This is a genomic window from Microbispora sp. NPDC046933 (genome assembly GCF_040644635.1).
GTDB lineage: Bacteria > Actinomycetota > Actinomycetes > Streptosporangiales > Streptosporangiaceae > Microbispora.
This window is the reverse complement of record NZ_JBEYWW010000006.1, coordinates 61561-82488: the sequence shown is the minus strand read 5'-3', so window position 1 is coordinate 82488 and position 20928 is coordinate 61561. Positions and strand designations below refer to the sequence as shown.

Here is a 20928-nt window from a genome sequence, read left to right as displayed (position 1 = left end):
TGGCCAATGCGGGCGGGAGCGCTCACGGCAGGAGCGTCCCGGTCGGCCTGACACGGCACGCCGGTGGCGGCTCCCGGGACGATGGGGACTCACCTGGATTCGATCCGGCCCAGCGGATCGCCGGCCTCGGCCAGGGCCGCGCGCGCCGCCGGCCAGCCGGAATCGTCAACGCCGAGCGCATAGCGGAGGTAAGCCCACGTGAGCCGCTGGATCAGGGCCACTCGTGCGGGGTTCTCGTCCGTCGTCTCCGTGACGTTGTATCCGGAGATCCCGCCGAGCGAGTGTTCCGCCCCGAACAGAGTGAGCAGGCTCTTGCCGCCCGGGCTCAGGAAGTACGCGTCGGTGAACCAGTCGGGCCCCCGGACGGACAGCAGGGACTGGTCTCGATCTCCCGCGACCACGAGGGCCGGTGGGGTCATGTCCGCGAAGCTCGGGTTCATGAACGGGAAGTGCTCGGCCGCGAACGGAGTCAGGTCCGCTCCGCCCGTGCCGGGGAGGGCGAGCAGCACCCCCGCCTTGATCCGCGAATCGGACATGTCCTCTCCTGGCTCGCCCTCGGGATCGAGGACTTTCGCGCCCAGCAGCATGCTCGCCGTCTGCGCGCCCCAGGAGTGTCCGGCCGCGGCGACGCGGCTTCGGTCAAGACGTCCGCCGAGGCCGGGAACGGAAGCTTCGACGACCTCCAGCCGGTCGAGGACGCGCTTCAGGTCCTCGACGCGGAAACGCCAGATCAGCGGTGTACGGGGGTCGTCGGGAGGAAGGTTCAGCCTCCTCGAGTCGAGATGGGTGGGCTGGATCACCACGAAGCCGTGAGCGGCCCAGAAGTCGGCCAGTGGCGCGTAGCCGTCCGACGACTCCCCGAAGCCGTGCGAGAAGACGATGACCGGCAGATCACGCCCGGCCGTCGGCGCGGACACGCGTACGCGCAGATCCTCGCCACGGCCCGGGGCCGACAGCACCACCGGCTTCACCGAGATGACCGGAGTGGCCGCACCGACGGCCACGTCCGTGGTCGCCACGCCTGCTTCGTTCACGGAAAAATCTTCCTTCCAGTTGTTTCGCGGTTGATGTGACTAGGCCGACGGGGTGATGAGCTCGTCGGTGACCCACCGTGCGACGCCGGCGGGGTAGGGCTCCGGCAGTCCGAGGACGATGTGCCGGAAACCGGCGTCGATCGCCTCGCCGATCGCGTTGCGGGTGAGGCCGGGCTGGTCGTAGGAGACGAGCAGGTGGATGGAGCGGGTGATGGAGGCGGGGTCGCGGCCGATCTCGGCGCAGTAGCGGTCCAGCAGCGCGCTGCGGCTGACGACGTCGCCGATGTCGCCGCCGGGGATGTTCCACAGGTCGGCGTGCTCGGCGACCACGCGCAGCGTCGGGGACGAGCGCCCGCCGATGAGGATCGGCGGATGGGGGCGCTGGACGGGTTTGGGGTTGCAGAACGCTCCGGTGAGCCGGACGTAGGCGCCGTGGAAGTCGAACGGCTCGGCCTCGGTCCACAGTCGCCGGATCACCGTGCAGGCCTCGGCGAGGCTCCCCACGGCGTGCGCGGCGTCGTGGAAGGGCAGGCCGTGTGCTTCGTACTCACGCCGGGCCAGGGGGTGGCCGGGTCGTGAGCCGGCGCCGATGCCGAAGTCGAGCCGTCCGCCGCAGATGTCGTCGACGGTCGCGGCGATCTTGGCCAGCATCGCGGGCGGCCGGAACCGGTTGCTGGTCACCAGCACGCCGAGGCGCAGCCGCCGGGTCTGCGCGGCGAGGGCCGACAGCAGCGTCCAGCCTTCGTAGGCCGGCCCGTCCGGGTCGCCGCCGATCGGCATGAGGTGATCGAACAGCCATGCGTGCTCGATCTCCGGGATCGTGTCCGCCTCGCGCCAGACCCGCAGGATGTCGTGGTAGCCGACCTGTTGCGGGGCGGTCATGATCCCGAAGCGGGGCGGGAGGGTGTCAGGCATTGGGGTGGTCCTTTCGACACCGGCGGCGCCGGAGTGGGGTGCGCCGTCAGCCGGGACGTTCAGGGAGGGTGCGAAACCGTGGCTGAACGCGGCATGGCTTGGTCACCGGCCCCCTGCTCTGGCACTATGAGCAAAACGGGACCGTGTCCCGGTTGACGATACGGAACCATGTCCCGTTTATCAAGCCCGGCAGCGGAGGGAGCGCGCGATGAACGACGGCGACCGGGGCGCGGGGCGTGCGGCCCGGCCCAAACGGGCGGACGCCCGGCGCAACGAGAAGACCCTGCTCGACGCGGCCGCCGCGGTCTTCGTCGCCTCGGGCGTGGAGGCGCCGGTGCGCGACATCGCGGCCAAGGCCGGCGTCGGGACGGCGACCATCTACCGCCACTTCCCGACGCGGGCGGACCTCATCATCGCCGTCTACCGGCACCAGGTCGAGGCCTGCGCCGAGGCCGGGCCGGCCCTGCTGGAGACCAGCGCGACGCCTTACGCCGCACTGGAGCGATGGATCAGTCTCTTCGTCGACTTCCTGGTCACCAAGCACGGACTGGCCGCCGTGCTGCGGTCCGACGACGCCGGCTTCGACGCCCTGCACGCCTACTTCCTCGACCGCCTCGTGCCCGTGTGCACGCGGTTGCTCGACGCCGCGGCCGCCGCAGGCGAGATCCGCTCCGACATCCCGGCCATCGCACTCATGCGCGGCGTCGGGAACCTCTGCATCGGCGCCGAGAACGACCCTCACTACGACGCACGCCGGCTGGCCGGACTCCTCATCGCAGGACTGCGCCTACAGCGCTAGGGGCTGGTGCGGTTGAAGGCCTGCCAGCGACCGGGGCACTTCCCGAAGCTCGCCGGCCTTCCAGCGGCGGTGGCCGAGCGTGGCGCGGTCAGAGGCCGGGAGCGGCGGGACGGATGAGGCCGCTCTCGTAGGCGACGACCACCACCTGGGCGCGATCACGCAGCCCGAGCTTGACCAGCACGCGGCGGGTGACGCTGGCGACAGCGCAGCATCCCCCGCCGCGACGTCGCGGATCGCGCTCAGCAGCTCCTGCGGCCGCGTGTTCTTAGGCAGAAACCCGGCCGCTTCGGCCTGCAGCCCGGTGGAGGTGTACTCGTCCAGATCGAAGGTGGTCAGGATGAGCACGCGCGAAGACCATGTGGAAGGCCATCCGCTCGTCGTCGGCGATCAGCAGCCGGATCATCGTGGCGCTCTCAGACGTACGCCCGCCGTAGCCGCATAGTTGTCCTGCCGGTTCGCTCCCGCTCCTCCCCGCACGACCGTCATCCGAAAGTCGCATGCGCGCGTACGACCTCCGCCGCTGGCCCGAGAGCGTGCCGGATGCCGGCCTCGTCGGACATCCTTTCCGTTTGAGGAGCTTTCGCATGTCCTTTGTCGCGAAAAATACGGATCTGGCCATGGGGGTCAAGGCCACCGGTTCGTCCGCCGTCTCGAAAGCCGCACCCCCTGACCCCGTGGCGTCAGGTGCGCCCCGCCGGGTGGGAGACAATGCGACGCATGACGAATCCTCCCGGAGGCGCCGCGGGCAGGCCGCCCGGCGTGCAGCTCGACGCCGTGCTGGAGCGGATCACCTACGCCAACGAGGAGACCGGTTACACGATCGCCAGGGTCGCCACCGAACGGTCCGGCACCGAGCTGCTGACCGTCGTCGGGCCGCTGCTCGGGGCACAGGTGGGGGAGTCGCTGCGGCTCACCGGCCGCTGGGGCTCCCACCCCAAGTACGGCAGGCAGTTCGAGGTCTGGTCGTACACCACGGTCCTGCCGGCGACGATCCAGGGCATCCAGCGCTACCTGGGTTCCGGCCTGATCAAGGGCATCGGCCCCAAGATGGCCGAGCGGATCGTGGACCACTTCGGCACCGACACGCTGCGGGTCATCGAGGAGGAGCCCGAGCGCCTGGTCGAGGTCCCCGGCCTCGGGCCCAAGCGGACCAAGATGATCGCCGCCGCATGGGAGGAACAGAAGATCATCAAAGAGGTGATGATCTTCCTGCAGGGCGTCGGGGTGTCCACCTCCATCGCCGTGCGCATCTTCAAGCAGTACGGCGAGGACTCCATCGACGTGGTCCGCAAGGAGCCCTACCGGCTCGCCGACGACGTGTGGGGCATCGGGTTCAAGACCGCCGACACCATCGCGCAGGCCGTGGGCATCCCCCACGACAGCCCCGAGCGGGTCAAGGCCGGGTTGCGCTACACGCTCTCCCAGGCCGCCGACGACGGCCACTGCTTCCTCCCCGCCCCCAACCTGGTCGCCGACGCCGTCAAGATCCTGGAGGTGCCGGCCGACCTGACCACCGCCTGCCTGGAGGAGCTCGTCGCCGAGGAGGGCGTGGTCCGCGAGGAGGTCCCGGCCAGGGGGAACGGCGAGAACGGCCAGGGCGGCGAGAACGACGAGAGCACCGTCCCCGCGATCTACCTCGTCCCCTTCCACCGCGCCGAACTGTCGCTGGCCGGCACGCTGCGCGGCCTGCTGACCTCCGGCCACGACCGGCTCGGGGCGTTCGCGGACGTGGACTGGCCGGCCGCCCTCGACTGGCTGCGCGGCCGGACCGGCGCCGACCTCGCGCCCGAGCAGGCCCAGGCCGTACGGCTCGCGCTGACGGAGAAGGTCGCCGTCCTCACCGGCGGCCCCGGCTGCGGCAAGAGCTTCACCGTGCGCTCGGTGGTGACCCTCGCCCGCGCGAAGCGGGCCAAGGTCATCCTCGCCGCCCCGACCGGCCGGGCGGCCAAGCGGCTGGCGGAGCTGACCGGCCACGAGGCCACCACCGTGCACCGGCTGCTCCAGCTGCGCCCCGGCGGGGACGCCACCTTCGACCGCGACAACCCTCTCGACGCCGACCTGGTCGTGGTGGACGAGGCGTCCATGCTCGACCTGCTGCTGGCCAACAAGCTCGCCAAGGCGGTCGCCCCGGGCGCGCACCTGCTGTTCGTCGGCGACGTCGACCAGCTTCCCTCGGTCGGCGCCGGAGAGGTGCTGCGCGACCTGCTGGCCGCCCCCGGCATCCCCCGGGTGCGCCTGACGCAGATCTTCCGCCAGGCGCAGGAGTCCGGCGTGGTCGTCAACGCCCACCGCGTCAACACCGGCCAGCACCCGCTGGTCCGCGACTTCCCCGACTTCTTCCTGTTCCCCTGCGAGGAACCCGAGGAGATCGCCGCCCTGACCGTGGACGTGGTCGCCCGGCGCATCCCCAGGAAGTTCGGGCTCAACCCGCGCAGGGACGTACAGGTGCTCGCGCCCATGCACCGCGGCGCGGCCGGCGCGGGCGCGCTCAACATCGCCCTGCAGGAGGCGCTGACCCCCGCCCGCGAGGGCATGCCGGAGCGCCGGTACGGCGGGCGGGTCTTCCGCGTCGGCGACAAGGTGACCCAGCTGCGCAACAACTACGACAAGGGCGCGGCGGGGGTGTTCAACGGCACGGTCGGCGTCGTCACCGCCATCACCCCCGAGGAGAGCAAGCTGACCGTGCTGACCGACGAGGACGAGAACGTCGACTACTCCTTCGACGAGCTCGACGAGCTCGCCCATGCCTACGCGGTCAGCATCCACCGCTCCCAGGGCAGCGAGTATCCGGCCGTCGTCATCCCGCTGGCCACCAGCGCCTGGATGATGCTGCAGCGCAACCTGCTCTACACCGCCATCACGCGGGCCAAGAAGCTCGTGGTCATCGTCGGGTCGCGGCGGGCGCTCGGCCAGGCGGTGCGCACGCGGGGGGCGGGCCGCCGCCACACGGGGCTGACCCACCGCCTCCGCGTGCCCTGATCTTTCGTGTCCTGGCCGGCGAGCCCGCCCCGGCCCTCGTCAGTACAGCGAGGTGTAGGTCACGAACGACGCCTGGTCGACCGGGGTGGTGCCCTTGTAACAGACCACGTCACGCACGTAGACGTCGCTGCCGGAGGTCGTCCACAACGTGAGCAGGTTGCAGAACTCCGGCCCGGGACCGTACGCCGTCACCTGGACGTTGTTGGGCGTCGCCCCGACCCTGGGGAAGGTCACGAGACGCAGGCCGGTCCCGGCGGTCCGCACCGTGTTGACCCCGCTCTGGGAGTTGTAGTTGACTCCGGGCGGGACCGGCGCGTACGGCCCGGGGTTGGCCGGGGTGTTGTCGAAGGTGTAGGCGAACAGCTTCGGCGGCGCGAACGCCCCGGTGATCGCCCGCTCACGCTGGTAGGTGAGGGTCCAGCCGGTGTCATACGGCTTGTCGCTCACGTCGTGGCACAGCACCCGGATCTTCTGCCCGTTCGGAGACCAGCCCCAGTCGCCCACCTTGCACCGCGCCGGCTTGCCGGAGTCGACCGCGGTGACCTGGATGTTCCCGGCCTGAACCAGGGAACCGAGTCCCGGCAGCCAGACCGTCCAGTCGCCGGTGGCATTGGGGAAGACGGCGTTCACGCCGAGCGCGGAGTTGTAGTCGGAGGCGATGGACGTGCCGTCCCAGTAGACGTAGCCGTACGCCTGGGTCGCCGAGGCCAGCGCTCCGCTGCTGCTGGCGAAGACGATGGAGAACCGCGCCTTCACGGGGCTGCCGCCGTAGTGATAGCACCGCACCGCGACGATCTCGTCGGCGCTGGCCTGCCCCCACTTCTCGATCTGGCACCACTCGGCCGACTCCGAGATCGCGGTGACGTGCGCGATCCCGCCCTTGGGGATGCCGATCTTCGGGAACCGCACGAAGTACTCGCCGGAGCCGCCGGGGGAGACGGTGACGGTCGGCCCGGGCGCCCAGCTGCCCGCCTGGTAGGCCAGGTTCGGCACGCCGGAGGTGACGTCGACATAGGCGAATCCCCACACGTCGGGAACGGCCGCGTTCGCGGCCCCCGCCCCCGCGGTGGCGCCCGCGGCGACCACCGCGCATAGCAGGAGTAATCGATTGACCACGGTACGTAACAGGCGCATGCCGTCCTCCATCGCGGTGGTGCCCAGTGGGCGTACGAGATGTCGACGCCGGGGTTGCCCGGCGAGTGGTGCCCGGTCGTGAAGCCGTGGATCGCCCGGGGGGGCGAGGGGAGGCGCGGGGATCACATTCGCCCTCCCGCCCTGTGATAACCCGCGCGCCGATCGTTGAGAAGGCCCAATTGCCCACGGGCCGCGTGCCGCCTGCCCGGCCGTGAAACGTTCATCGTTCGACCGGAGGCGAAGGATCGCGGCCCTAGCCTGCCGAAGAGGCGACGACCACCACGGAAAGGGGGGAAGGGGGCCGCCTCCGCGCGCCCCCGGCCACCGATGACAGGGCCAGCGACGACAGTGGATCCGCCCGCCGGAGGGGACCGGCGGCTCACCCGGCACGCGGACGTGCGGGCCGTGCTCGCCGATCCCCGCTTCCTCGTCCCCGCCGCGCCGGCGGGAACGGACACGGGGACGGGGATGGCCTGGCTGCGGGGAGCCGTCAGCAGGTTCAGCAACGGGGCCGAGCACGCCTGCCGCCGCGCGCGGGTTCTGGGAGTGCTCGACGCCCTCGATCCCGTACGGCTGCGGCGCGCCGCGTACGAGCGGACGAGCGCCGAACTGGCGGGCGGGGCGCGCGTCGACGTGATGGCCAGGGTCGCCCGCCGCGTCCCGGCCGGCGTCCTCGCCACGCATCTCGGCATCCCGGAGGACCGGAGTGAGGAGGTGGTCGCCGCGGTGACGGCCATGGCCGCCGCCTACCACCTCCCGCCCGCTCCCGGCCCTGCGGCCGCCGGCGCGCCGCCGGGCCGGGGCCGGGGCGGGCGGCCGCCGGAAGGGACGGCTCCCGCCGCCGAACCGGGCGATGCGGCGGTGGGCGTGCTGGCGGCCGCGCTGGGCGGAGGGGAGGAGCCCGAGCCCGCCCTGCTGGCCGCCGTCGCCGGGGTGCTGGTCCAGGCGTGCGACGCCACCGCGGGCCTGGTCGGCAACGCCCTCGCCGTCGTGACCCGCCTGCCCGCCGACCTGGCCGTACGATGGCCGGTCGAGGCGCTGCTCGCCGAGACCCTGCGGTGGGACCCGCCCGTACGGCTCACGCGCCGGGTGGCCGCCGAGGACGCCACGGCCGGGAGAGTTCCCGTGCCCGCGGGGGCCGTCCTCGTGCTGGACCTGGCGGCGGCCAACCGGGACCCCGAGGTCTTCCCCGACCCGCACCGTTTCGACCCGGGCCGTTTCAACCCGGGCCGTTTCGACCCGGTCCCCTCAGGGGGCGCAGGGCACCTCGGGTTCGGCGACGGGATCAGGCCCTGCCCGGGGGAGCGGGCCGCGCTCGCCCTGGCCGCCGGCGTCGTGGAGGCCGCTGCGGGGCGTCGTCTCGCCGACCCCGAGATCCCGTACGAGCCGTCACCGAACCTGCGCGTGCCCGCCCGCCTCCACCTTGAGGGCGCCGAGACCATGGAAAGACCCCGATGAGCACACACGCCGAGACGTTCCGGTCACTACAGCCTGACGATTCCCGTGCGCTGCACGATGTCGATTCCCGTGCGCTGCACGATGTCGATTCCCGCGCACTGCACCGTACCAATTTCCGTGCGCTGCACTCTGTCCATTTCCGTGCGCTGCACTATGCCCAGAACCCGCTGGTGCTGCCCAACGCCTGGGACCACGCCTCGGCGGCCGTCCTGGCCGCCGCCGGGTTCGCCGCGATCGGCACCACGAGCCTCGGCGTCGCCGCGGCGGCGGGCAAGCCCGACGCGACCGGTGACACCGCGGCGGAGACGCTGACGCTGGCCCGGCGGCTGGCCGGGCTGCCGTGCCCGGTGTCGGTGGACATCGAGGGCGGCTTCGCGGACACGCCGGAGGGGGTGGCCGAGATCGCCGCCGAACTGGCCGCCCTGGGCGTGGCCGGCGTCAACATCGAGGACGGCCGGCCGGACGGGACGCTGGCGGACCTCGGCGAGCGGTGCGAGACGATCGCGGCGGTCAAGGAGAGGGCGCCCGGGTTGTTCGTCAACGCCCGCACCGACACCTACTGGCTGGGCGCGGGGGACCTGGGGACGACCATCGCCCGGCTGCGGGCCTTCGCCGAGGCCGGGGCCGACGGGGTGTTCGTCCCCGGGGTCGCCGCCGGCGACGACGTGCGGGCGCTGGTGGACGCGGTCGACCTGCCGCTCAACGTGCTGTTCCTGCCCGGCCGGCACACGGTCGCGGGTCTGGCCGCGCTCGGCGTCCGCCGGATCAGCACCGGATCGCTGCTCCTGCGGGCCGCCCTGCACGCGGTGGCCGAGACCGCCCGGGCGGTCGCCGGAGGCGGGGAGATCCCGGCGGGCCTTCCGTCGTACGGGGACGTGCAGGCCCTCGCCGGGGGGTGAGCATGTGTCGAGGCGTCGCCCGGCAGAGCGCCCGCGGCGTACGGCGGAGCGCCGGACACGATCACCAATCGTTCCGGCGACAGTGCGCGCGCGGTTCGGCGGTCACGTTGCGCCCCTGAACCACCAGGCTCCTGAACGGCGGGGGCCCAAGGTCACGAGCCGGGACCCGGCGTGCCTTACTCGCCGCTTGATCAGTCTTGACGCGCACCTTACCGTCTACAGGGACGAGTCCACCGGAGAAGCGACCGAAATGTGACCTAAGCGCAGGAGAAAATGCCAACATAAGAGGCAACCCCGAATAAGGTCTTATGGTGCCCTTCGCGCTCATGGGGGAGTAGTTGTGCTGAGCACTGGAAGTCGTTCGAGGTGGCCGATCGCCGGAGTCGCCGTGGCGCTGACCGCGGCTCTGTCGGCATGCTCCGGTGGATCGGGGGAGCCAGGCTCGGCGGGTGGAGACTCCGGCGACGCCGCGCCCGCCGTCCCGGCCCCGGCGATCAAGATCAGTCCCGCGACGGGCACCACCAAGGTGCGCCCCGACAAGACCGTGGTCGTCACGGCCTCCAACGGCGAGCTGGAGGAGGTCACCGTCCAGGTGGGCGACGAGACCATCGAGGGCGAGTTCGACTCCACCCACACCAAGTGGACCTCCAAGCAGCCGCTCAAGCCCTCCAGCAGATACACGGTGTCGGCCAAGGCCACCGGCAAGGGCGGCCCGGCCACCGCGACCAGCCGCTTCACCACGCTCAAGCCCAAGGTCGGGCTGCAGGTCGTGGACGTCACCCCCGGCATCAAGGGGGAGACGGTCGGCATCGGCATGCCGATCATGGTGAGGTTCAACGAGCCGGTGCAGGACAAGGCCGCCGTGGAGCAGGCCCTGGAGGTGGACGCGGAGAAGCCGGTCAAGGGCGCCTGGCGATGGATCGACGACAAGTACGTGATCTATCGGACGGCCAAGTACTGGCCCGCCCACCAGAAGGTGAAGTTCACCGCCCACCTGACCGGCGTGAAGGCCGGGCCCGACACCTACGGCGTCGAGGACCACAGCACGACCATCAAGATCGGCGCGGCCTGGATCAGCTCGGTCAGCACCAGGACCCACATGATGGTGGTCCGGCGGGACGGCAAGGTCGTGCAGACCATGAAGATCAGCGCAGGCAAGGCGACCACCCGCGAGTACACCACCACCAGCGGCATCCATCTGACCATGGAACGCGGCAACCCGGTCACGATGATCTCCCCGGGCAAGAAGGAGGGCGACCCCGGGTACTACAAGGAGGTCGTCAACCACGCGGTGCGCATCTCCAACAGCGGCGAGTACGTCCACGGCGCGCCGTGGTCGGTCGGCTCCCAGGGCCGGGCCAACGTGAGCCACGGATGCGTGAACGCCAGCCCCGCCCAGGCCAAGTGGTTCTACGACAACTTCCACCGGGGTGACATCGTCAAGATCGTCGGTACCGACCGGGCCCTGGAGTGGAACAACGGCTGGGGCTTCTGGCAGATGCCGTTCAGCAAGTGGAAGCAGGGCAGCGCCCTGGAGTCCTGATCACAGAGCGGGGGGTGCGCCGACCGCCCCCCGTCAGGGCCCGCTCGGCCGCCCGGAAGCACCTCCATCCCTGTCTGAACACGCCCCGGTCAGGTCACCGTGGGTTTCGAGATGGCTGTTCAGTTCCGCCGTTTGTGATCCGACGCCCGTCCGAGTGGGTGTTGTCCGGGCCATGGAGGCGAGGAGGCGTAGTTTCTCGTCGCTCTCGCTGCCCTGATCGGCGTAGTAGAGGACCAGGAGCAGGTCGTCCACAGGGAGCTTGTCCCGGTGCAGGCGCAGCTCACCGACGACGGGATGGTTCACGGTAGTGGTGCCGCCCTCCAGGTTGCGGATGTCGTGGCGCGCCCAGAGGGTTCGGAAGCGCTCGCTCGACAGGGCGAGCTCGCCCACCAGTTCCACGAACCGCGGGTTGTCGATGTCGTCCCCGACGGACTTCCTGAAGGCGGCGATGAATCCTTCCGTGGAGCGCGTCCAGTTCTGCTGGAACGCCTGCTCCTCGGGATCGAGCAGCAGCGACCGCAGACGGTTGTACCCGGGCTGGAGGCGCGGAGAGAACGCGACCGCGAGCCGGTTGGACGCGAGCACGTCGAACGCGCGCCCCTCCACGAAGGCGGGAACCTGCACGCTCGCCAGGAGCTGGTGCAACCGTGCGGGGACGCGTTCGGGCTTCCTACGCCGCCGAGGTCGGGGGCGCGCGGCGGCCAGGCCAAGAAGGTATTCCTGTTCGAGCTCGTCGAGGTGCAGGACCCGCGCGAGCGATTCGAGGACCTGCGATGAGGGATTCCTGTCGCGGCCGCGCTCCAGCCGCAGGTAGTAGTCGGCGCTGATGCCCGCGAGCATGGCGACCTCCTCACGGCGAAGCCCCGGAACGCGCCGGTTCGTACCGGGCGCAAGCCCGGCCTGCTCCGGGGTGACCAGGGCCCGCCGGGCACGGAGGTAGCCGCCGAGCAGGCTGGCGCGGTCGTCGTCGCTCATGTTCGCCATCGTATTTCGGGCTCTCCCGGCCAAGGGGGGCCCTGACAGGACCCCGGAAAACGGGGGCACTGCCTCCCGCCGGACAACGGATCGACACTGCAGGTGTCGCCGCCCAGGAGAGGATCCGAAAGCGGCGATGCCGAAACCGTGCTGGTCGCCGACCGCACCGCCCTGTCGCCGCGTTGATTCGGATCCGATCCGCTGCCGTACGGCTACGCGCTGCGTGCGGGCGTTCGCGGCCCCGGCTGGGAAGCAGCCGTGTGTCCCCGATAGCGACGTGCGCGCAGGCGGGCGGCAACGGCCTGTTCTCCCGTCCGCGTGACGCGGCGGGCGGGAACCGTAACCCATGACCTCATCGACCGCGCCCACCGGCTTGTCGCTGACCGGCGCGCCCTGAGCAGGAGCAATCAATGGACATCACCAACCGCACCGTCTTCATCGCCGGCGCCACCTCGGGGATCGGTCTCGAGCTGGCTCGCCGCTTCGCCGCGGCCGGCAGCTCTGTCGTCGTCGGCGGCCGACGGGCCGGCCTGCTCGACCGACTCGCAGCCGAGGGGTTCGGCACCGTTCCCATCGACGTGACCGACCAGGACAGCGTCGACCGTGCCCGCGACACGGTCCTCCGCAGCCACCCGGGCCTCGACACGATCGTGACCATGTCCGGGATCGGGATCCCTGAGGACCTGCGCGATCCCGCGCACTTCGGTGCCGCGCAGCAGATGATCGACACCAACCTCCTTGGCACCATCCGCGTCATCGACGCGTTCACCCCGCACCTGATGGGGCGCGGCGCCGGCACCATCATCACGGTCACCTCGGGTATCGGGTTCCTGCCGTTCCCGGTCATGCCGACCTACGCGGCTTCGAAGGCCGGCGTGCACGCCTACTCCGAGGCGTTGCGCGCGCAACTGGACGGCACAGGCATCGAGGTGTCCGAACTCGTCCCCCCGGCTGTCGCCACCACGCCGGAGCAGGTTCAGCGCAACCCCCGCGCGCTCGACCTGGCCGAGTTCGCCACCGAGGTGATGGACCTGCTCCAGACCAACCCCACTCCGCACGAGATCCTCGTCAAGGGCGTGCTGATGCACCGGTGGGCCGAGCGTGACGGCACCTACGCCGATTTGGTCGCCCAGCGGTCGCAGGCGCTCGCGATGCTCCCGGGCCGTCAGTAGGCACGGCAGCCGCTCGGGGGCGTCGAGACGCGGTATCAATGCGGCCGAATGCCGTCCGTGGCGGCCGGAACGGCGGTCCTACTGGACGCCCCACTTCATGAGGGCGAAGGCGCCGAGGATCTTCAGCGCGACGAGCGCGATGATCACGCAGAACACGATCAGGGCCGGGCGGTGCTCGAAGTGCTTGCCCTCCTTCAGCGGAGGGCGCTTGGCGACACGCTCGGCGATGCGCTCTTCGATCGGCTTGCGGCGGAACATGAACGCAGACTACCCCCGCGTCGCTCGGCCCATCTCGCGACCTTGGCCCTCAAGCCCCTCACATTTCCCTGACGCTCCCTAGGATGCGGATATACAGGGGACGTTGGGGAGCCGATCGGAGGGGACTGGGATGCCGCAGCAGCCGTACTCGGTGGAGCAGGTGGCGAACCTGCTGGGCCTGCATGTGAAGACCGTGCGCAACTACGTGCGCGACGGGCGGCTCAAAGCGGTGCGCATCGGCAAGCAGTACCGGATCGCCCGTGAGGACCTGGAGGCGTTCATGGGCGGCCCCGTCGAGCCGCCGGCCGCCGAGACCGCCCGGCGGCGCCGCCACGTCGAGGCGTCGAGCATCGTGCAGATCGACGCCATCTCCCCCGGCGAGATGACGAGCCTCGGCAACACGCTGATGGCCGCCGCCGCGAGCCGCACCCCCGCCGACCGGCCCCTGCGCATCGAGACCGTCTACGACGAGGAGAGGGCCAGCATGAAAATCATCGTCGTGGGCGGCGTGACCGACACCGCCGAGGTGTTCCGGCTCGTCACCACCCTGGTGAAGGAGCCTACGTGACCGCCGCCCGGCAGTCCCCGCCGGACGGAGTCCGCACCCTCGGCGGTCCCGGACGTCGGCGCGCTCGCCGAACTCGCCGGCCGGGGTGCGCAGCGCGATGCCGTAGGCGCGGGCGGTGTCGGGATTGGCGACCTGGGCGAGGAACGCGCCGGCCGCCGGGCCCAGTGCGGGCCCAGTGCGGGCCCAGTGCGGGCGCGGTCGAGGTCTGCCGCGGGCGATGGACCGGCCCCACGAGCGGTCTCCCGAGGGCTGTGGCAGATGAGCAGGGGGAGTCGCCCCCCGTCGCGGCGGAATGTTCTCCCAGGACAGCACCGCTGTCACAGATGATCAATCACTGTCTGCGATAGCACGGGGCCACAGTTCAGATGCCAGGGCAAGGCATGAAGCCACCCACGGGCAGGTAAGGGCCGCACGGGCCGGGTTCCATCGCACCGGGGCCAATGCAACCATGGTTACATATCCCGCTTTGTCTGATTAGGGGGCGGGTATGGGCACTGTTTCGATCCTGCGCCTCGGCCGCATCCGGGCGGCAGCGCTCGTGGCGACGGCCGCGCTGATCACAACCTCGAACATCACCGCAGTAGCATCCGCCGGCGTCATCGCGGCCGAGGGCGACGGACACGCCGCTCCTTCCAGCTTCCGCCACGGCCGTCCCCTGGAGCCGGTGCCCACCAGCGACAGCGACTGGAAGGCCACCGCCCAGGCGCTGGGCAGATCGGGCAAGCTGTCGGCCGACCACACCGTGTACCGGGTGGGGTTCCCCCGCTCCGACCTGAAGGTCACATCCAAAGGAGTCGCGATCAAACCCGGGTTCGCCCTCGGCTCGTATGCGGCGTTCGCCCGCTACGGGGACGGTAAGGCGATGATGATGGGCGACCTGGTGATCACGGAGGACGAGCTGGGCAAGGTGACCAACGCGCTGCAGGCTGCGGGAATCTCCCAGACCGCGCTGCACAAACATCTCCTGGCCCACGAACCGCCGGTCTGGTGGACGCACATCCACGCCACGGGAGACCCGGTCGGGATCGCCCGCAGGATCCGGGCCGCTCTGGACCAGACAGCCACCCCTCCCGCATCCCCTCCGTCCTCACCACCTGCGATCGATCTGGACACCGCCGCGGTCGACGCGGCGCTACGGGCGAAGGGCACCAACGACGGCGGCATCTACAAGTTCACCTTCGCCCGGCGCGAGCACGTCTCCTCCGGCAACCGAATCGCCCCGGCGGGGATGGGCGTGTCCACCGGGCTGAACTTCCAGCCGACCGGCGGCGGCAAGGCCGCCATCAACGGCGACTTCGTCATGACCGCCCCAGAAGTCCAAAACGTCATCCGCGCCCTGCGGAGGGGCGGCGTCGACATCGTCGAACTACACAACCACACCCTCGACGATCAGCCGCGCATGTTCTACATGCACTTTTGGGCGGTCGGCGACCCGGTCAAGCTCGCCCGCACGCTGCATGAGGGGGTGGCAGCCGGCAACCTCAAACCCGCCCACTGAAACACCGGGCGAAACTCGCATGGCAAACGGGGGACGCCACCGAGAGGACGGACGAGGTGATCGCACGGGACGACAGGGCGGGTGAGTGGGTGCTGCTGTCCTACCGGCTGCCCCGCGAACCGTCCACGCCCCGTATCGGCATCTGGCGCAAGCTCAAACGCCTCGGGGTGGCGTACCTGGCCGACGGGCTGGTCGCGCTGCCGGCCGACGCGCGCACCCGCGAGCATCTGGAGTGGATCGCCGACGAGGTGACCGAACTCGGCGGCACGGCGGGCGTCTGGCTGGCCCACCCCGCCACTACGCCCCAGGAACGACAGCTTGCCGCCTTGATGGCCGCCGCCCGCACAGCCGAGTACACCCAGGTGATCGAGCAGGCCACGCGCGCGTCCGGTCAGGACGAGAACGTCCGGCGGTCGACCGCCCGGCGGCTGCGGGCCGAGCTGCGCCGCATCGGCCGCCGCGATTACTTCCCTCCGCCGCAGCGCCACGCCGCCCACGCCGCGGTTGACGCCCTCATGGACCAGGAAGCAACGGGAGAGGAGAGGAAAGAACAGGGCAGATGAAATGGGCCACCCGCGCCGGGGTTCATATCGATCGGGCCGCATGCGCATGGCTGATCCGCCGCCACATCGACCCCGACGCGACGTTCGTGTTCGTCAGCGACCCGGCCGAACTACCGGCCGACGCCACCGGCTTCGACATGCGCGGCGTCGCGCTGTCCCATCACGAAGGAAACTGCAGCTTTGAAACCATCCTGGCTGTCCATGAGCTGACCGACCCCGTGTTGCACCGCATCGCGCAGATCGTGCACGAGGCCGACCTGGACGACGAACGCTACGAGGCACCCGAAGCACCCGGCCTGGACGTGAGCCTGCGCGGGCTGTCGATGATCTGCGACGACCACCGGACCCTCCAGATCACCGAACCCATGGCAGCCGGCCGACGAACCCGTCCGAGATGACGGTCAGCCGCCGAGCCCGAGCCGTACGGCCCGCGCGAGGGGGGTGGCGTCGCCGGGGGCCAGCGGCTCGGTCAGGAAGAGCGGTATCTGGGACATGAAGCGAGGCCGGGTGCCGCGGTGGGGCTGGGCGGCGTGGACGAGGAGCGGGTGACACAGGTAGACGTCGCCGGGCAGTCCCATGGCACAGGTCTCGGGCCGGTGCGCGGTCGCCTCGTCCAGCACCGGGCCGGAGGCGAAGATCTCCATCCCCTGCTCGCCGTGCGGTTCCAGGACGCGGGCGGTGTCGAGGTGGGAGCCGACCCTGATGCGGGTGGGCGCGTCGTCGGGGCCGACCTCGGACAGCAGCATCAGCAGGAGCATCGTGCGCGACCTGAGCGTGACGGTCCCCCAGGCGTCGGCCGGACCGGGGTCGTTCTGGTCGATGTGCCAGCCGGTGTCCCCGGCGTCCGAGGGGTGAGGGAAGCGGATCGGCATGTTGCCGATGGTGCCGCGCGGCACCCATCCGCCCTCGCCTGCCACCAGGTCCAGCGCCTCGGTCAGGCGCGGGCCGCGCATCGCCTCCCCGAACGGTCCCCGCCCCGCCGGGTCGGGGGCCGCCCAGACCACCGGCTGCGTCCAGTCTTCCGGGCGGTCGGGGGACAGCCCGATCTGCCGCCACAGCAGGTCCCTGATCCGGTCGCCGGTCTCACGGGGGAAGGCCTCCTCCACCTTGAGGAAGCCGTCGGAGACGAAACGGTCGAGGTCGGCGTCGGTGACAGCGTTGGTGAACGGGGCCATGGCGGGACGCTAGCGACCTCCGGCGCCGCCTGTCGATCGATTATCCCCGGCGCCTCACCCGCCGAGCTCGGACAGCCGGCGGCGGGCCGGCGTCTCTGGGACGCCGGCCCACGGGAGTTGTCGCCACGCCGGGCGGCTCAGGCGTTGATCGCCTTGTGCCCGGCGCTCCTGATCTCGATCTCGCGGGGATTGGCCTGCTCCAGCACCGGGATGCGCAGGGTGAGGACGCCGCTGTGGTAGTCGGCCTCGATCGACCCTGACCTCGATGCTCTCGGGGCCGACGCCCGGGTCACCAGGTCTTGCCGGCCTGCTCCCGGATCGAGCGGTTGATCCGGTTGAAGAAGTTGGTCATCGCGATGTTCGCGATGATCGCGGACAGCTGCCTGTCGTCGAAGTGGGCGGCGGCGGCGTACCAGATCTCGTCGGTCACGCCCGGCGCGCCGTCCTGGATCCGGGTGGCGGCCTCGGCCAGCGCGAGCGCCGCCCGCTCCGCCTCGGTGAAGAACGGCGTCTCGCGCCACGCGACCACGTTGTGCAGCCGCTCATCGGTCTCTCCGTGCTTCTTGGCCGAGGCGATCCCGGCGTACACGCACGGGCTGCAACCGTTGATCTGACTGGCCCGCAGGTGGACCAGCTCGAGGACCAGCGGATCGACGCCCCCGGCGTGAATCGCCTTGTAGAGGTGCTGGATCGCCGTCATCACGTCGGCGTTCGCCGAGCTCTTCATGCGTGCTTCCATGGGTCGTGCTCCTTCATCGGTTACCTCGGCCCCTCCGGGCCCGTCATCCCGATGACGGAGCAGATCCGAGGAAGGTAACAAACATGTGCGACACCAGCCCGGCGGACCCGGTGGCCGAGGCGTTCGAGGCCCAGCGCGACCGGCTGCGCGCGGTCGCCTACCGCATGCTCGGATCGTATGCCGACGCCGAGGACGTGGTCCAGGAGGCCTGGCTGCGGGTGTCCCGCCAGGACACCGCGGCCATCCACAACTTCGCCGGCTGGCTGACCACCGTGGTCGGCCGGATCAGCCTCGACGTCCTGCGATCGCGCCAGGCCCGCCCCGAGGCGTCCTACGACCACCGGCTGCCCGAGCTCGTCGTGACGGCCGACGACGGCCCCGCGCCGGAGGAGGACGTCGCGCTCGCCGACTCGGTCGGCCTCGCGCTCCTCGTCGTCCTGGAGTCGCTCGGGCCGGGCGAACGGCTGGCGTTCGTGCTGCACGACCTGTTCGCGGTGCCGTTCGACGAGATCGGCCACATCCTCGGCAAGTCCACCGCCGCCGCCAAGATGCTCGCCAGCCGCGCCCGCAGGAAGGTGCAGGCGGCCGAGCACCCGACGGCCGCCGGACGGGAGCAGCGCGAGGTGGTCCAGGCCTTCCTGTCGGCCGCGCGCCGCGGCGACTTCGAGGGGTTGCTGCGCGTGCTCGACCCCGAGGTGAAGCTGACCGCCGACACCCCCGGCGGTGTGGTCGTCGTCCTCGGCGCCACCGAAGTCGCCGCCGGCTCACAAAGCCGTTTGGGCGCCGGCGCGGCCGCGCGAGGCCGAGCGGTGCTCGTCAACGGCCTTCCCGGGATCGTGTCGTGGCGCGAGGACGGCACTCCGCTTTCGGTCATGGCGTTCACCGTCGTCGACGGCCGCATCGCCGGCATCACGGTCGTGGCCAACCCGGCCCGGCTCACGGCGATGGACCTGCCGGATCCGGCGTGATCCACTGCCGGCGCCGGCTTCGCCCGTCGCGCCGCGGACAGGAGGCTCTCCTGCCTACCGGGCTCTCAGATCGCGGAAGAAGTCCCGGATGTCGGAGACCAGGAGGTCCGGAGCCTGCAGCGAGGCGAAGTGCCCGCCGCGGGGAAACCGCGACCAGCGGACGACGGTGTTCGACAGCTCCGCCAGCCCGCGGATCGCCCGGTCGCCGAGGAAGTTCGCCACCCCCGTCGGCACGGGCGAGGGCGTGGGGCGCCGTCCCCACGCCTCCGATCCGGTCTCCAGGTACAGCCGCGCGGCCGATCCCGCCGTCCCGGTCAGCCAGAAGATCGTGACGTTGGTCAGTACGGTGTCGCGGTCGACGGGGGTCCGCTCGGTCCGGGTGGCGTCCCAGTCCACGAACCACTCCAGGTTCCACGCCAGCTGACCGGCCGGGGAGTCGTTGAGCGCGTACGCCAGGGTCTGCGGCCGGGTGGACATCTGGGTGGCGTAGCCGGAGTGGCCGTACCACCACTTCTGGTTCCGCCTGGCCTGTTCGCGCTCGTCGCCGGTGAGCCTGTCCAGCTCGCCGGGGTCGATCGGCGTCGAGGCGGTGGCCAGCGCGTTGACATGGACGCCGATCACGCGCTCCGGCGCGATCCGGCCGAGCTCCGGAGAGACGATGCTGCCGAAGTCGCCCCCCTGCGCCCCGTAACGCTCATACCCGAGGCGCCGCATGAGCTCGGCCCAGGCCCGCGCGACACGGCCGGCGCCCCAGCCGGTCTCGCGGGTCGGGCCGGAGAACGCGAAACCCGGCACCGAGGGCGCGACGACATGGAAGGCGTCCGCCGGGTCGCCGCCGTGCGAGCGCGGATCGGTCAGCGGCCCGAGGATGTCCAGGAAGTCGTACACCGTGCTCGGCCAGCCGTGCGTGACGATCAGCGGGGTGGCGCCGGGCTCGGGCGAGCGTACGTGCAGGAAATGGACGTTCTGGCCGTCGATCTCCGTGGTGAACTGCGGAACCTTGTTGAGGCGGGCCTCGTGCTCGCGCCAGTCGTAGCCGGTGCGCCAGTGCTCGACCAGCTCCATGAGGTAGTCCTTGCTCACCCCGTAGGACCAGCCGACGCCGGGAAGCTCGTCGGGCCAGCGGGTGCGGGCCAGACGGCCGGCCAGGTCGTCGAGATCGGCCTGCGGGATGTCGATGCGAAACGGTTCTGATGGGCTCACGGCACACAGCCTCCCGCCGGTGTAGGACAGCTCCGGTCCTCCACATTCGTCACCATGAACGCACGTTGGAAACCCCGGCCCGCCCGCTCCGGCTGCTGTCGCTGCCGCAGACCCACCGCGCCTGGTCGGGCACCGACCTCGCAGAGCGCCTGAACGTCACGACCCGGACGCTTCGCCGGCGCGGGGCTCTGATATCTCTGTCAGGGCTTGATGAGGACCTTGAGGGTCTTGCGGTCGGCCATGTCCTGGTAGCCGGCCGGGACCCCGTCGAGGTCGGTGGTGGCGTCGAAGACCTTTCCCGGTTCGATGGTGCCGTCGAGGATGCCGGGCATCAGTTCTTCGATGTAGGCCCGGACGGGTGCGTCCGACGGCGCCGTCACCGATCACGGTGACGTGGGTGCGCTCGTCGACACCGCCCGCCACCGCCGCGTGGTAGCCGGTGCCGAGCACATCCGAGAGCGTCAGCAGGGACGGGATGAGGGCCGATCAGGCGGCGACGGGGAGCTTGACGAGCGTGCCGTCGGCGAGCGGGACGCGGACCGCTTCGGCCTGGCCGCCCTCTTCCGGCTCGCCGTCCCAGAAGCCGGCCTGCGGGTTGGCGCAGGAGGTGTGCAGACCCTCGCGGCAGAACTCGCAGGTGTTGTCGGAGATGGCGAACGGCGCGACGACCAGGTCGCCCTTCTTGACGGCGGTCACCTCCGCGCCGGTGTCCTCGACAATGCCGATGAACTCATGCCCCATCCGGGCGGGCCCGTCCTCGGGCATCATCGAGCCGTACGGCCACAGGTCGCTGCCGCAGACACAGGACGCGGTGACCCGGACCAGCGCGTCGGTGGGCAGCTTGATGACCGGGTCCGGCACGTCCTCGACCCGGACGTCGCCGGCGCCGTACATCAAGGTTGCACGCATCAGAACTCTCCGTTTCAGGTGGTTGGTGTGTCTCAGGTGGTGGCGGCGGGGCAGCAGCCCCGGGCCGTGACCGCGATCTGGTCCGAGCGTCTTCGCTCCTTGCGACCTCCCCGGCTGACCTGGCCATACACCCGGCGGG

Annotated in this window: 22 protein-coding genes and 2 pseudogenes; 12 read left to right on the top strand and 12 right to left on the bottom strand. The window is 70.9% G+C overall.

The window, feature by feature from the left end; all coding sequences use genetic code 11:
* Positions 1-89: 89 nt before the first annotated feature.
* Entirely contained in the window at positions 90-1034 is a 945-nt protein-coding gene (locus ABZ857_RS09995) for a chlorophyllase (protein WP_357040447.1), read from the bottom strand.
* 39 nt (positions 1035-1073) lie between these two features.
* Positions 1074-1949 (bottom strand): LLM class flavin-dependent oxidoreductase, encoded by an 876-nt coding sequence (locus tag ABZ857_RS09990; RefSeq protein WP_357040445.1) that lies wholly within the window; start codon positions 1947-1949, stop codon positions 1074-1076.
* 208 nt (positions 1950-2157) lie between these two features.
* Between ABZ857_RS09990 and ABZ857_RS09985 the strand changes: the two genes are divergently transcribed.
* On the top strand, positions 2158-2748 hold the full coding sequence (locus ABZ857_RS09985; RefSeq protein WP_357040442.1) for a helix-turn-helix domain-containing protein: 591 nt from the start codon (positions 2158-2160) through the stop codon (positions 2746-2748).
* Positions 2749-2836: 88 nt separating this feature from the next.
* On the opposite strand, the pseudogene ABZ857_RS09980 reads toward ABZ857_RS09985, so the two are convergent.
* A pseudogene (locus tag ABZ857_RS09980) lies at positions 2837-3096 on the bottom strand (DNA-binding response regulator); the annotation flags it as partial.
* A 369-nt stretch (positions 3097-3465) separates the two neighbouring features.
* Between ABZ857_RS09980 and ABZ857_RS09975 the strand changes: the two are divergent.
* Positions 3466-5727 carry an ATP-dependent RecD-like DNA helicase gene (locus ABZ857_RS09975; RefSeq protein WP_357040439.1) on the top strand — a complete coding sequence of 754 codons (2262 nt, stop codon included), beginning with the start codon at positions 3466-3468 and terminating at the stop codon, positions 5725-5727.
* 39 nt (positions 5728-5766) lie between these two features.
* On the opposite strand, the gene ABZ857_RS09970 is transcribed toward ABZ857_RS09975, so the two are convergent.
* Complete coding sequence (locus ABZ857_RS09970; protein WP_357040436.1) at positions 5767-6861, bottom strand: hypothetical protein; 1095 nt, start codon at positions 6859-6861, stop codon at positions 5767-5769.
* 348 nt (positions 6862-7209) lie between these two features.
* Here ABZ857_RS09970 and ABZ857_RS09965 point away from each other — a divergent pair, with 348 nt between their 5' ends.
* The 3 genes from ABZ857_RS09965 (at position 7210) to ABZ857_RS09955 (ending at position 10761) form a co-directional block, all read left to right on the top strand.
* Positions 7210-8319, top strand: a complete 1110-nt coding sequence (locus ABZ857_RS09965; protein WP_357040433.1) for a cytochrome P450 — start codon at positions 7210-7212, stop codon at positions 8317-8319.
* 98 nt (positions 8320-8417) lie between these two features.
* Positions 8418-9218: an isocitrate lyase/phosphoenolpyruvate mutase family protein gene (locus ABZ857_RS09960; protein ID WP_357041058.1), complete on the top strand. Its 801-nt coding sequence runs from the start codon at positions 8418-8420 to the stop codon at positions 9216-9218.
* Positions 9219-9558: 340 nt separating this feature from the next.
* Positions 9559-10761, top strand: a complete 1203-nt coding sequence (locus tag ABZ857_RS09955) for an Ig-like domain-containing protein (protein ID WP_357040431.1) — start codon at positions 9559-9561, stop codon at positions 10759-10761.
* Positions 10762-10794: 33 nt separating this feature from the next.
* Here the strand turns inward: ABZ857_RS09955 and ABZ857_RS09950 are convergent, their stop codons facing one another.
* Positions 10795-11736, bottom strand: a complete 942-nt coding sequence (locus ABZ857_RS09950; RefSeq protein WP_357040428.1) for a helix-turn-helix transcriptional regulator — start codon at positions 11734-11736, stop codon at positions 10795-10797.
* Positions 11737-12146: 410 nt separating this feature from the next.
* Here ABZ857_RS09950 and ABZ857_RS09945 point away from each other — a divergent pair, with 410 nt between their 5' ends.
* Positions 12147-12908 (top strand): SDR family NAD(P)-dependent oxidoreductase, encoded by a 762-nt coding sequence (locus ABZ857_RS09945; protein WP_357040425.1) that lies wholly within the window; start codon positions 12147-12149, stop codon positions 12906-12908.
* A gap of 78 nt (positions 12909-12986) precedes the next feature.
* Here ABZ857_RS09945 and ABZ857_RS09940 read toward each other — a convergent pair whose 3' ends face one another.
* On the bottom strand, positions 12987-13166 hold the full coding sequence (locus ABZ857_RS09940) for a hypothetical protein (RefSeq protein ID WP_357040421.1): 180 nt from the start codon (positions 13164-13166) through the stop codon (positions 12987-12989).
* A 130-nt stretch (positions 13167-13296) separates the two neighbouring features.
* On the opposite strand from ABZ857_RS09940, the gene ABZ857_RS09935 reads away from it, so the two are divergent.
* The 4 genes from ABZ857_RS09935 (at position 13297) to ABZ857_RS09920 (ending at position 16193) form a co-directional block, all read left to right on the top strand.
* Positions 13297-13734: a helix-turn-helix domain-containing protein gene (locus ABZ857_RS09935; RefSeq protein WP_357040418.1), complete on the top strand. Its 438-nt coding sequence runs from the start codon at positions 13297-13299 to the stop codon at positions 13732-13734.
* Between the two features lie 487 nt (positions 13735-14221).
* Positions 14222-15232, top strand: a complete 1011-nt coding sequence (locus ABZ857_RS09930; protein WP_357040415.1) for a DUF1259 domain-containing protein — start codon at positions 14222-14224, stop codon at positions 15230-15232.
* Positions 15233-15288: 56 nt separating this feature from the next.
* Positions 15289-15795 carry a Chromate resistance protein ChrB gene (locus tag ABZ857_RS09925; RefSeq protein WP_357040412.1) on the top strand — a complete coding sequence of 169 codons (507 nt, stop codon included), beginning with the start codon at positions 15289-15291 and terminating at the stop codon, positions 15793-15795.
* Complete coding sequence (locus ABZ857_RS09920) at positions 15792-16193, top strand: chromate resistance protein ChrB domain-containing protein (RefSeq protein ID WP_357040409.1); 402 nt, start codon at positions 15792-15794, stop codon at positions 16191-16193. The genes ABZ857_RS09925 and ABZ857_RS09920 overlap by 4 nt, the downstream gene beginning before the upstream one ends.
* A 3-nt stretch (positions 16194-16196) precedes the next feature.
* Here ABZ857_RS09920 and ABZ857_RS09915 read toward each other — a convergent pair whose 3' ends face one another.
* The 3 genes from ABZ857_RS09915 to ABZ857_RS09905 all read right to left on the bottom strand — a co-directional run bounded on the left by ABZ857_RS09915 (position 16197) and on the right by ABZ857_RS09905 (position 17709).
* Positions 16197-16970 carry a phytanoyl-CoA dioxygenase family protein gene (locus ABZ857_RS09915; RefSeq protein ID WP_357040406.1) on the bottom strand — a complete coding sequence of 258 codons (774 nt, stop codon included), beginning with the start codon at positions 16968-16970 and terminating at the stop codon, positions 16197-16199.
* Positions 16971-17107: 137 nt separating this feature from the next.
* Positions 17108-17263, bottom strand: a complete 156-nt coding sequence (locus ABZ857_RS09910; protein WP_357040403.1) for a hypothetical protein — start codon at positions 17261-17263, stop codon at positions 17108-17110.
* Complete coding sequence (locus tag ABZ857_RS09905; RefSeq protein ID WP_357040400.1) at positions 17260-17709, bottom strand: carboxymuconolactone decarboxylase family protein; 450 nt, start codon at positions 17707-17709, stop codon at positions 17260-17262. The genes ABZ857_RS09910 and ABZ857_RS09905 overlap by 4 nt, the downstream gene beginning before the upstream one ends.
* A gap of 83 nt (positions 17710-17792) precedes the next feature.
* Here ABZ857_RS09905 and ABZ857_RS09900 point away from each other — a divergent pair, with 83 nt between their 5' ends.
* Positions 17793-18677: a sigma-70 family RNA polymerase sigma factor gene (locus ABZ857_RS09900; RefSeq protein WP_357040397.1), complete on the top strand. Its 885-nt coding sequence runs from the start codon at positions 17793-17795 to the stop codon at positions 18675-18677.
* Between the two features lie 54 nt (positions 18678-18731).
* On the opposite strand, the gene ABZ857_RS09895 is transcribed toward ABZ857_RS09900, so the two are convergent.
* A complete protein-coding gene (locus tag ABZ857_RS09895) occupies positions 18732-19880 on the bottom strand; it encodes an epoxide hydrolase family protein (RefSeq protein ID WP_357040394.1) in 1149 nt (382 codons plus the stop codon).
* 65 nt (positions 19881-19945) lie between these two features.
* Here ABZ857_RS09895 and ABZ857_RS09890 point away from each other — a divergent pair.
* A pseudogene (locus ABZ857_RS09890) lies at positions 19946-20059 on the top strand (HTH domain-containing protein); the annotation flags it as partial.
* A gap of 21 nt (positions 20060-20080) precedes the next feature.
* Here the strand turns inward: ABZ857_RS09890 and ABZ857_RS09885 are convergent.
* Positions 20081-20260: a hypothetical protein gene (locus ABZ857_RS09885; protein WP_357041114.1), complete on the bottom strand. Its 180-nt coding sequence runs from the start codon at positions 20258-20260 to the stop codon at positions 20081-20083.
* Positions 20261-20366: 106 nt separating this feature from the next.
* Positions 20367-20789, bottom strand: coding sequence for an alcohol dehydrogenase catalytic domain-containing protein (locus tag ABZ857_RS09880; protein ID WP_357040391.1), 423 nt, complete (start codon positions 20787-20789; stop codon positions 20367-20369).
* Between the last annotated feature and the right edge of the window lie 139 nt (positions 20790-20928).